This is a genomic window from Pelagimonas phthalicica (assembly GCF_004364805.1).
Taxonomy (GTDB): Bacteria; Pseudomonadota; Alphaproteobacteria; order Rhodobacterales; family Rhodobacteraceae; genus Pelagimonas; species Pelagimonas phthalicica.
Window position 1 is genome coordinate 1 of sequence record NZ_SOAP01000012.1, and the last position, 10,416, is coordinate 10,416.

General features: G+C 52.2%; 14 protein-coding genes. 4 read left to right on the forward strand and 10 right to left on the reverse strand.

Annotated features, from left to right (window positions below):
* Nucleotides 1-1,432 (reverse strand): type IV secretory system conjugative DNA transfer family protein (locus CLV87_RS23570; RefSeq protein WP_133840913.1); only part of this gene is annotated, 1,432 nt, incomplete at its 3' end.
* 2 nt (nucleotides 1,433-1,434) lie between these two features.
* Nucleotides 1,435-1,719, reverse strand: a complete 285-nt coding sequence (locus CLV87_RS23575; protein WP_099249819.1) for a mobilization protein — start codon at nucleotides 1,717-1,719, stop codon at nucleotides 1,435-1,437.
* Between the two features lie 269 nt (nucleotides 1,720-1,988).
* Here CLV87_RS23575 and mobQ point away from each other — a divergent pair, with 269 nt between their 5' ends.
* The gene (gene mobQ / locus CLV87_RS23580; protein WP_099249821.1) at nucleotides 1,989-3,218 is read left to right on the forward strand and encodes a MobQ family relaxase; all 1,230 of its coding nucleotides are present in this window, start codon (nucleotides 1,989-1,991) and stop codon (nucleotides 3,216-3,218) included.
* A 2-nt stretch (nucleotides 3,219-3,220) separates the two neighbouring features.
* On the opposite strand, the gene CLV87_RS23585 is transcribed toward mobQ, so the two are convergent.
* From CLV87_RS23585 to CLV87_RS23595, 3 genes are all read right to left on the reverse strand, one after another.
* Entirely contained in the window at nucleotides 3,221-3,889 is a 669-nt protein-coding gene (locus CLV87_RS23585; RefSeq protein WP_099249824.1) for a hypothetical protein, read from the reverse strand.
* A 159-nt stretch (nucleotides 3,890-4,048) separates the two neighbouring features.
* Entirely contained in the window at nucleotides 4,049-4,321 is a 273-nt protein-coding gene (locus CLV87_RS24400; RefSeq protein WP_099249827.1) for a type II toxin-antitoxin system prevent-host-death family antitoxin, read from the reverse strand.
* A complete protein-coding gene (locus CLV87_RS23595) occupies nucleotides 4,216-4,782 on the reverse strand; it encodes a metallophosphoesterase (RefSeq protein ID WP_099249830.1) in 567 nt (188 codons plus the stop codon). The genes CLV87_RS24400 and CLV87_RS23595 overlap by 106 nt, the downstream gene beginning before the upstream one ends.
* A gap of 47 nt (nucleotides 4,783-4,829) precedes the next feature.
* On the opposite strand from CLV87_RS23595, the gene CLV87_RS23600 reads away from it, so the two are divergent.
* Together CLV87_RS23600 and CLV87_RS23605 are read left to right on the forward strand one after the other, a co-directional pair.
* Nucleotides 4,830-5,903, forward strand: a complete 1,074-nt coding sequence (locus CLV87_RS23600) for an alpha/beta hydrolase family protein (RefSeq protein WP_099249833.1) — start codon at nucleotides 4,830-4,832, stop codon at nucleotides 5,901-5,903.
* A 778-nt stretch (nucleotides 5,904-6,681) separates the two neighbouring features.
* Nucleotides 6,682-7,134, forward strand: a complete 453-nt coding sequence (locus CLV87_RS23605) for a hypothetical protein (protein ID WP_133840914.1) — start codon at nucleotides 6,682-6,684, stop codon at nucleotides 7,132-7,134.
* A gap of 221 nt (nucleotides 7,135-7,355) precedes the next feature.
* Here the strand turns inward: CLV87_RS23605 and CLV87_RS23610 are convergent, their stop codons facing one another.
* The 4 genes from CLV87_RS23610 to CLV87_RS23625 are packed head-to-tail and all read right to left on the reverse strand — an operon-like array spanning nucleotide 7,356 to nucleotide 9,286.
* Nucleotides 7,356-7,952, reverse strand: coding sequence for a hypothetical protein (locus CLV87_RS23610; protein WP_099249805.1), 597 nt, complete (start codon nucleotides 7,950-7,952; stop codon nucleotides 7,356-7,358).
* Between the two features lie 3 nt (nucleotides 7,953-7,955).
* Nucleotides 7,956-8,351 carry a hypothetical protein gene (locus CLV87_RS23615; protein ID WP_099249807.1) on the reverse strand — a complete coding sequence of 132 codons (396 nt, stop codon included), beginning with the start codon at nucleotides 8,349-8,351 and terminating at the stop codon, nucleotides 7,956-7,958.
* A gap of 49 nt (nucleotides 8,352-8,400) precedes the next feature.
* Nucleotides 8,401-8,733 (reverse strand): hypothetical protein, encoded by a 333-nt coding sequence (locus tag CLV87_RS23620; RefSeq protein ID WP_099249810.1) that lies wholly within the window; start codon nucleotides 8,731-8,733, stop codon nucleotides 8,401-8,403.
* A complete protein-coding gene (locus CLV87_RS23625) occupies nucleotides 8,726-9,286 on the reverse strand; it encodes a helix-turn-helix domain-containing protein (protein WP_235872057.1) in 561 nt (186 codons plus the stop codon). Before CLV87_RS23625 ends, CLV87_RS23620 begins: the two co-directional genes overlap by 8 nt.
* 460 nt (nucleotides 9,287-9,746) lie before the next feature.
* Between CLV87_RS23625 and CLV87_RS24025 the strand changes: the two genes are divergently transcribed.
* Complete coding sequence (locus CLV87_RS24025; RefSeq protein ID WP_166652840.1) at nucleotides 9,747-9,923, forward strand: hypothetical protein; 177 nt, start codon at nucleotides 9,747-9,749, stop codon at nucleotides 9,921-9,923.
* Nucleotides 9,924-10,145: 222 nt separating this feature from the next.
* On the opposite strand, the gene CLV87_RS23630 is transcribed toward CLV87_RS24025, so the two are convergent.
* Nucleotides 10,146-10,416, reverse strand: a 271-nt coding sequence (locus CLV87_RS23630; protein ID WP_133840915.1) for a type IV secretory system conjugative DNA transfer family protein, incomplete at its 5' end; no start/stop codon positions are given.

Here is a 10,416-nt window from a genome sequence, read left to right on the forward strand (position 1 = left end):
CACTTTCACGCATAACAACGGTTTGCTGTCCAATGGTCTCGCTAATCTGCTTTGCTGTTTCAATATCATTCACACCGAACCATTGAACAGCACCCGCGTTTGCAAAGAAGGTTTGAGCAACATCACCGTAAGTTGCCTTGAGTTGCGAGAGGTCTTGTAGAAACGGCCACAGACGCATCCCATAGCCTGCCATGAGGCCCATAGCCCTTTTGACAGACTGTAGCTTACCAAGGGCTGCAAACTCGTCCAGCAGGAAGAGAACGGGCAAATCAGGCTTGCGGTCAGTGGATGCCATATCCTGCAATGCTTCATTGACCATTAGGCGCAACCATCGGCCATAGGTGTCTAAGCGGTCAGGAGGGATGCAAAGGAAGATGGTTGTGCCTTGGTTCTTTTTAAGCTCCGAAAAGGAAAGCCCTGCGGCAGTTCCAAGAACCCGTGTCATGCGTTCGGAATCCAAAAACTTTGTATGCCGCTGTGCCGTGGATAAAACAGAACTGGCTTCACGCTCTGACTTGCCCAGGAACCTGTTAGCCGTTCTAGCAACCAAGCCGCCGCAATCCTGCATGATCTCAAGTATCTGATTAAAGCGTTCTGGGGTTTCTGTGATGATCTCCCGAACTGTTCCTAGGTGCTGGCGCTCCCTGGCCTCATGCAATGCGACAAACAGAATTACGCCTTCGAGGAATGAAGCGGCTTCATCGTCCCAATGGCTATCATCATCGGGACCGCGCACAACGAGAGCATCGGCAAGAGCCGCCGCATCGTCGGCTGCATCGGGGTTGTCGGCAGTAATTCGGCTCAGGGGGTTGTAGGAGGCCGTGGCAAGCCCCGTGGTGTCGAATGGATCCAGAACGTATGTTTTGCCTATCTCGGTCCTCTTGCGGGCGGCTACACGGGCATTCTCGCCCTTGGGATCGACCACCAGGACAGACCCTGAATAGGTCAGCAGGTTTGGGATGATTGCGCCGACACCTTTGCCGCTTCTGTTGGGTGCCACAGTGATTAGATGGGCTTCCCCAGCATATCTAACATCGCGTCCTTTGGCGTCCCGTCCCAAGAGAAGGCCAGCCGGTTTGTTGTTGGCCTCTGTCCACTGATCAGTTTCCCTTGGCGTCATAAAGCGGGCTGATCCGTGCTCGTCACGATCCAGAAGCGGAAGGATCACACGAATTACAAAAACGGGGATGGCGAGCCATATTCCCAGCACCACGATTGCTATGCCTTTCAAGTCACCAACGGTGCCAAAGAAAGCCACGAGGGAGAGCAGCCACAGTGCCAAAACTGTGCTGACAAGGAACCCCTTGATAACAGCAGCTCGGTGTTCACCGCGATCAATGATCCAGTCTTGAATGCCCGTGTTCTTAGACACCACCCCAAAGCCAGCCAAAGCAATCCAGGTCGACAAAATGGCAAGGATAAGAAACAGCATATCTACTCTCCGCTTGTCACCGACCAGCCTTCGAACGCCTTCTGATCGATGTCGCGAAACTGATGATTGATAATCTTATGAACGAGCGCTGTGGCGGTTTCATCCCCGGCACGTGCCAAAGCCAGTAGCCCCCCGCCGAGCAGAATTTTACGGCGGGTGTCTAGCTTGCGCGCACGGGTTTGGGAACGTGCTTGGGCTAGATCTTCGCGTGCGGAAATCTGATCAGCCGTCGCATTTTCCTTGCGGCCTTGTTTCTTGTCTCGTGTGCCTTTGAACACTTGTGCCATGCGGTTTCAGATCGTTGACGGAAGCTCTCGTTTTGAGCTAGATTACACTGGAAGTGCGCACTTACGCAAACTAAAGTTTGCCGCGCGATCTATCGGGGGGAAAACCCCCAGCCGATGGCTTCCCCATTCGAGGCCGAAGGCCCCGAAAAAGGAGGGCGCGTTGCCCCTCCTTAAACCACCCAAACCAACCTGCGCGGTTGGAGCGCGAGCCGTCCTTTTCCGCCTACGGCCCGTCGTGAAGCGAGCGGCGGAAAAGGACGGAGCGGCGGTTGTATCACTGCACGGTCAAAAAGTTCTCACGGGGTAAAGGCCAGAGCGCGACTGCGGCTGCGGCCTATCGGGCTGGTGCTGAGATTGAAGACGAGCGCACAGGTGAAGTTCACGATTACACTCGCCGTTCTGGTGTGGTCAGCTCGCACATTGTGTTGCCGGATCAGCATCCCGAATGGGCGAGAGATCGTAGCAAGCTGTGGTCAGGTGCAGAGCAGGCGGAAACCCGGAAAAACTCGGTTGTCGCGCGTGAGGTCGAGATCGGTTTGCCTGCTGAATTGTCAGCTGCGGAACGTGAGGAATTGGCCACAGATTTCGCGGCTCATCTTGTCGATAAATACAACGTTGCAGCAGAAGTCTCCATCCATGAACCCAGCCGTCAGGGCGACCAGCGAAACCATCATGCTCATGTTCTGTTCACAACCCGGCGCATGGATGAAAACGGGTTCACAGAAAAGACACGAGAGCTGGATGATAAGAGAGCTGGTCCGCAGGAGATCGAGGCTATCCGCAAAGACTGGGAAGAATTTCAGAACCAGGCACTAGAGCGAGCAGGCCAGGAGAAACGTGTGGACTGTCGAAGCCTTGCTGCACAGCGTGACGAAGCTTTGGAGCTGGCATCAGAGTACGAGAAGAAGGCAGCAGTAAACGCTCCTTATTGGGAAGCGCCCTCAATGGATCTCCGCCCAAAATGGGCTGAGCCACCCAAGCTAAAGCCGCTGGAAGCTGTTTACAGCGATCCGGATGCACGGGTGGAAGGTCCAAGTAATCTGGACAAGTGGAAAGAGCAGGCAGAGGCCATGCGCCGGAAGGCGGAAAACCTCAACCGGGAACCAGGACAACATCAGGGACCAGCTCGAACGGAGATGAACCGCCGAGTAATGCAGCGCATCGAGCAGATGCGGGATGGATTGCAGGATCGTGTTGATCGTCTTCAGGAGGCGTTCCGAGAGAGACTGGATACTGTGCGGGCGAAGTTTGAGGATCTGAAGGACCGCTTGCAGCGGCAGGAGCCTGAAAGAGCCAAGGGTATTCAGAGCGAGCGGCCTGGTCACACAGTCGAAGATAGATTGCAGAAGTTGCGTGAGGATCGGCAAGAGAGCAAGTCCGCTGACGAAGGGCGGAGCGTAGCTGATAGATTACAGCAGATCCGCGATGCAGATCGGGACCAGGAAGCTGACCGCAGGAGGCGTGATCGCAGTCGTGATGGCCCAGACTTTGAGCGATAGGGTCAAGGGCGACTAGCGAGGGTTGTCGTGACCTGCTCAATTGAATCCAACCATTGCGCTGTACCAGGCCTCCGCCATTCGATCACTTGTCGAATCCGGTCCCGATCTTCAGCTAGGTTTCGCGCAAAAATGGGTTCATGGTGCGCTATGCGATTGCGTAGCTTCCTGATTTTCTCGATGTGATCAAACATCTGTGCTCGTGCCTGCGCGAGCGTCAGAGATTTATCGTAGCCAGGGAATGCGGTTGCGAAGTGCGAATCCCATATCCGTGCCTGTTGACCTCTGACAAACAGATGTTGCCAGAAAGCAAATTTGAGCTCCGCGACGACCTTCCCAGCAGTGGGCAAACGTGATGCGCAGGTCTGCAAATCACCACGTGGTTGATAACCTCGCCCTCCGCGTAAGACGGGCAGCGTATACACAAAACCACGGTTCAGGTGCCAGTTTGCACCAAAGACTGTCTCAATGGCTTCGACCGCGCCATTTCGAATTGAGAGCTCGCAAAATTGCAGCATGACATAGAAGGCCGCAGACACGTCAGTGTTCCAGCAGTACAGCTCCATCGCCTTGTGGCGGTCTCCACCCATCTCACGCAAATATGTTCCAAAGCGTGGGGGCGATAATACTGCCTCAAGATCAAGTATTTGCTGTGCTGTAAAAGTGTTGGCCATCGTGCGTTCTGTTAGGAGAATGTTGACAGTGCGAGCATAGAAACGTAGGTAAGATGTACAAGGCTTTGAGGTTCGCGGGTGCTTGCACCTTCCCTCATCGTCAAAAGATTAAGAAAGCCCGTTGCCTTTTGGCAGCGGGTTTTTCGTTTCTCAAAGCGTTTACTTAGTGTCTAGGCTGGTGATGTGTTCGTAATGGTTCACTGACATCAGTACGAAGGCAGGCTTGCCGTAGCGGGTAATTAGAATTGGGTGATCTTCTGCCAGCTTCAGATAGGCGCGTGTCTTACGCCGGAATGTGCTGACTGCGACGGTGGGCATTCGCTCTATCATGTTAGCTCCTTCCCGTGCTCCACATCCGACCAATGGGCGTTTGGCGGTAGCTTCTTGGCTCGCCGCGCTACCTGGTCGAATGCTATGGGCATGAACTCCCATTGATCAACGCCCACGTTTACTGCGTTGCGTGAGCCAGCCCAATTATTGTGAACGTGTCCGAACATATGCAGTGCTTGCCGCCGCGCATGGTTCCAGGTGATCATTGGATAGTGGCACAGCGTATGCGCCTGGTTCTGAGGCCCGTCGCGCACTTCAGCCAGGTGCGCGATGCTATCCCAAGGCAGCGCCAATGTCGGTTCAAGATCGTGATTGCCAACGATCAGGTGTTTCCGAGCGCCGGGAAGTTGGCCGAAAATACCTTCGACATAGCTGCTCTCTTTTGCTTTCGGGCCAAAGGCAAAATCCCCGATGATCCACAGATCGTCATCAGGCCCTACGACTTTCCACATATTCTCAATTAGAACGGTATCCATGTGGCCGGCATTGCGGAACGGCCGGCCACAGAACTGGATTACGTTTTCATGCCCAAAATGGGTGTCAGCAGTATACCAATTTGTCATTTTATTCCCTTTTTTGATAGGGATAGCGCAGAGTTTAGGAGAGAGAAATGTTTCGTTATCTAGCGCACCGTCATGACCGTAAGCACATTTTGAAGTCACTACAGCGCCAGGAACGTATTACTCACAGATCCATTGAATTTAGCCATGATGCGGCCTTGGCGTTTGCGGTGGACGAAGCTGAGGACAAGAATGCTGTTGGTTGTGAGCTGGCATTCAATGACATTTCAGCAGGAGAGCGGTTTTACACGCCGATATCGCCCTCTGAGCCTTTAGAAGTTGGTGAGAAAAGATTGATATTTCAATCTGATATCACAACCTTGAACCAAGAAAACAACACGTTTGAGTGTTTGCTTGCGGACAGCGGTTCTAAGGACCATGCCGTCATTGTTTTCCATCATTGGTATGCGCGGAATCGCTACCCTGCATTCTCGAAATTCTTTGCATCGAAAGGCATAACCGTTGTTGAGGCTACCCTGCCATATCATTTCGAGCGCGGTGTTGATGACTATTCTGAAGAAAACTTCTTCAATGCCAATTTGGGCCGCACTGTTCGGTCTGTGCGCCAGGCCGTCTTAGATGGGCGCAAGGTCGTCGGTTGGCTTCACAGTCAGGGCTATAGAAAAATCTCAGTCGTCGGCATGTGTGCAGGCGGCACGGTTGCTGGCTTGATTGCGGCCCAAGACGATAAGGTAGACAAAGCGGTTCTTATGGTAACACCAGTAAGTCCTGCCGATCTTGTTTGGACTGGGGAGACGATGGTAGCGTTACGCCGTCGCATTGAACCAAACATGTCTCTTGAAAGCCTGAGAACCGCTTGGGGCCTCATTAGCCTGGAGAAGCACGCCTGGAGCCTTACACGTAGCGGGTTGGACCTAATGTTTGTGCTGGGTAATGACGATACGATCGTGCGCCCGGAAACATCGGATAAGCTGATAGAGACGTTGCAGGAGTGTGGTTGCCCTCCCCGCGTTACACGCCTCAATTGCGGTCATTCGTCTATCGGAATGTTTCCATACAACATCGTTGCAGCTCGCAAAGTGCTGCATTTCTTGAAAGAGACGCCGACTCTGAGAGAGCTTTGGGATATGCGAGGATTCCGCTATGATTTTAGCGAGGTCTAGAATCTGTGAGTAATTTGGGGCGGCTTTACCGCCCCAAATTATTAAAATGCGTAAGGTGCATAAAGCAGGATTGCGATCCCAAGAGCGATAGCCATTTTAGCCTCCTTTTGTAGCTTCCAGTTGTGCGATTTCTGTGGTGCGCGCCTTTTTTCGGTATCGGCGGTAAGCGACCACGAGCATGTAGATCAGGATGATAAGTCGCATGAATTTCTCCTGTTTTGGTGGTTGGGAGGGGGGGCTTTCCCCTCCCTTGCGCCAGCTTCCTTAGTGCAGGAGGATGACGACGATCACGATTGCGACGATGGGGTCCATAGTGGTCTCCTCTTTTAGCTTGGTAGGGGAGGCTCAGCGGGAAGGTCAGAGTTTCCGCTGAGCCATGAAATCCGCTAATTTACGCGAGGTAGATCGGCGGAAACGGGAAGTCCCAAGGCTTCGGGAAAGGCCAAGGGCAGTACACAGACAGCGTTGTCAGAGCGGTCAGTGCGTTCAGGGTCGTGTCGTACATGATGTGTCCTTTCAGACTTGACTTCAGATTTTCGAGCAGCGTTGTTTTGCTCTGTTTCGAAAATTAATCAGTCGATACGAACTCTCAATTTATCATTCTGTTTCAATGACATAGATTTGTAGTGCTAAAGCATTACTGTTCGATTCCAACATGCTCACCTAGTCGAACATTATGTTGCATCCGAACAACATGATTGGATGCACGCCCCGTTGAAGAGGACTATTCTGCAATCAGAGTACCTAGATTGGTGCCCTACTCATGAGGGAGGATTACATGTCCGACTATAATGATGACGGGCTAGGCCCATTTGCTCTTCAGGGGGCAATTTTGAGGGCTTGGAATACAACCGTGATGACGGTTTTGGATGGTTATGAAGGTAAGCGTGACAAGGAGTTCATGGCACACGCAACGCGTTTTGAAGACTCCGACACCATGCTTTTCTTTGGCTATATCGCGCAGGCGATTGGTCAAGTTATCATGCAGTCCAAGATCGTAAATGCTCTGGCTTCAAATCCAGAGAGCCGACAGGCGAAGCGGCAGGATATCAAGCGCCGTGCTGATGCTGTGGAACTGTTCGGGCTGATTAAGCGTGAGTATCTCAGCGATGTTGCTGTTCAGTTTTCCCTGACGGAGGAAGGGCGCGAGGTACTGGAAATGTACGAAGCTGCTTATGCTGCTGAAGTACGGAAACTCAAAGGTGATGAGGATGACAAAGATGCTGCATAAATTCCTACCCGTAGTTCTCGCGGTCTTGGTCGTTTCCATGACCTTAGTGTCGCCTGCCCTAGCTGGGGACAGTGCGGGCGGAGCTGGCTCATTGCTGATCCAGCAATACTTGCACTAGAGCTCTATGGTTTGCGACTGACGAAGAGCCATTCATGAGATGATGGCTCTTCGTTGATTTTATCTGAGCGGCCCCACTATCGGAAAAGAAGCCCGTTTCGCCTTCAGGCGGCTGCCAGCTCTGCCTTTGAGATTACGCGGACAAAATTATTATAGTACGCCTTGTAGGCTTCAGCGGACGCCGAAATCCCTACGATTTGCAGCTCTTTGACCCAATCACCTACTTCTTGGCGGCAATACTCAGGGGCGATCTGCCGACCGTAGCGAACCAGTTGTGCCCTGATTTGGCGGGATTGTTCGCGGCTGTTTGCCAGAAACCCTTCTGCGGATCTTTCAATCTCTACCTTTGCCTTTCGGAATGCGGCTTGATCCCGTTCAAAGAGATCTAGGGCTATCGGAATCGTCGTTTCCAGAAGTTCTTGGGCTTCGGCCCAGGTGGCGCGTTCCGCTTCGGCCTTCAGCCTACAGGATTCTGCTTTGAGAGCTGCCTTATGGGCTTGAATTCGGTCTGCCTCAATGTCGGTTGTTAGGGTGCTGCAGAGCGTAAGGAACTGATCCTGGGGCAGTTTAGCAAGTTGGGCTGCCACATGTTCCCGGCCTCGATGAGGGGCTATGTGAAAGCCTTGCAAGAGGTCCTGGACAGCCACATTGTTAAGCTGGCTGATAACTCGTTTTGTGACGCTGTTTCGTAGTTCTCGCATCCCCTACCCTTTCGTCTTCCTGCCAAAAACTCGCTGTAAGAACGATGGGGCAGGTCGCATGTCTTGGAGCAACCCATAAAGTCGAGCGTCTGAGCTAGAGGCTCGTTCTTCGGCTCTGTCCCGCTGTTCCTTCAGATCTTCAATCTGCGCTTCGAGCGCATCAACTTTGCCTTGCAAGTAGTTGAAATCTGGGGTGTTCTTAGGGTGTTCGGGTTGCTGTTCGTTTACCTGTTCTTTGCTGCGGGGGTTATACACCCTGCTCAGCTCGGAAGGATCAACCCTCCAAGCGCCCTTGCCGTCCTTCTCTCCGGATATTTTACCACTTTTCAAAGCTTTGGTTAGTGTCGGTCGAGACACGTCAAATTCTTCTACGGCTTTTCTAAGGGTAATATTCGGCATGTTCCTCTACCTGTTCACAGCGGTAAACATTTATGTTCTTTTACCTGTTCTAGAACAGGCTGCCAATCACCCACAGGTGTGCGAAGTATGTGGCGGGGAGAAAGATGAACCGAAGCCAGACGCGATACTCAAGTGAATATATGAGGCCCATCAAGGCAAAGATGGCGGCAGTCGCAGGAAGCTGGATATGATCCATCGCCGATTGATACCATGGCTCAATGATTGGCTGGATCAGCCCTTTGTTCGACGCACTGGCTTGGACCAGCACCCACTCAGAGGATATTAGAAACAGCAGAGCTATCATACCGTACAGCCAGAACCCCCCAAAGAATACGGATGTTCGGAATGTCAGGCGGTACGTTGATATGTCGAAATCATTCATGGTCTTCTCCTGGTTTCAAAGTCGTTGCTGGTAGGTCCGGCTCCATGCCTGGTAGTGCTGGTTCTGATGGCGGGGGCATTCCTTCACCGAACGGAAGTTGATGCTCGTCGCGATACAAGCTTGGTAGCTTGCGTAGCGGTGCCTGATTGCCCAACTCATGCTGATCTGGCTGCTCATCATCGGAAGCGATGATCGTGGCGCTGAATAGGCTATAACGGATTCCGTCTCGTTTTCCGGACCAGGCCACCCGGTCATTGATCACGTAGGCATTTACCGTGCCATTCTGGCCGATCTGGCGCACCTCGATCCAGCGGTCTTTAACAAGCACGTCCAAGGCTCTTTGAACCGTCCGCCTGGATGTACCCGTCAATTTCATCAGGTTCTTTTGACTAACAACCACTGCATTGTTGTCACCCACTCGTGCGGTCAGGACATGCATGAGCTGAGCAGCTTTAGGTGCTTTGGCGATCAGCGTTGCCCACGCTTCATGAGCTGCACGTTCAGTCTGGACCCAGTTTCCCCTGGGAGATTTGGATGGGAGTTGCTCAGTCAATCGGTCCCTCGTGATGTTATATGTTTATTTGGCGCAGGGGTGCGTCACCCGTGACCAATTTTTGTCCATCATTGCCCGATTATCGACACTTGCACAAGGACAAAAATTGGTCACGGGTGGTAAATTATTGTCCCAACCTGCGTCATCTAGGTGGCGCAGGGGTGCGTCATCTAGGTGGCGCACCCCCCCTAGCTAACTAACTGATTCAATTGACTCAAAAAAACGCGCTTTCTTATGATCTTTAGGAACCCAAAAAATGCACATCCAAAGGAGGGAGCGCGCCTCACATATGGCGCCGTAGCGACTGACTGCAGTGATGTGTAGTTTTTGGGGGCCGCAGGCGACGTAGGAGCCTGCTTGTCCAACAGTACAAAACTTGAAAGGCATGAATTAAAGGTAGCCCTTACCACGCACATAACGCTGGTTGGATGGGGTGGATCAGGCAAGGAGGGGAAGGAAAATGCGAAATCCGGAAGAAGAGCTGGCATTTGCCAAAAGCATGGAAGCTCAATATGAGCTGATAAAAGTCGCATTCGAATCCGGTAACGAAGAAACGTTTGATCAAGCGATTTTAGAAGTTGAGCAGGCACGTAGTTCGCTAAAGAAAGGCATTCTGGACATGATCCAGGACGATTGATCACTGAAGCTTTTCTTCAGGCTCACCCTGCATAACCCGTCCACGATGTGGGGTACTGGACGCATCAACCATCAAAAGCCCACAATCACAGTAACCAGCACCTGGCTTAACCCCTGGAGGTAGCCGCCAAGATCGATGCCAGCTCTTAGCAACGGTTTTGCAATACTTACAGTAAAGACCAAAAGGCTCATGAAATTCCGTTTTTACTGTCAAAGCATCCTCCTAGCGCTGAGGGTCTACATCCCACATGCCAGAGAAAGCGGGATCATCGAAATAACGGAGCTTTTGACATGGCAAAGGCCGCTTCCCTTGGAACATAAGAATTTGCGTTTCATTCGGCAAATTCATCAATTCATCTGGGGTAAGCAGACTACGGGCATGACTGCTGGTGTCACCATCACTTTCACGCATAACAACGGTTTGCTGTCCAATGGTCTCGCTAATCTGCTTTGCTGTTTCAATATCATTCACACCGAACCATTGAACAGCACCC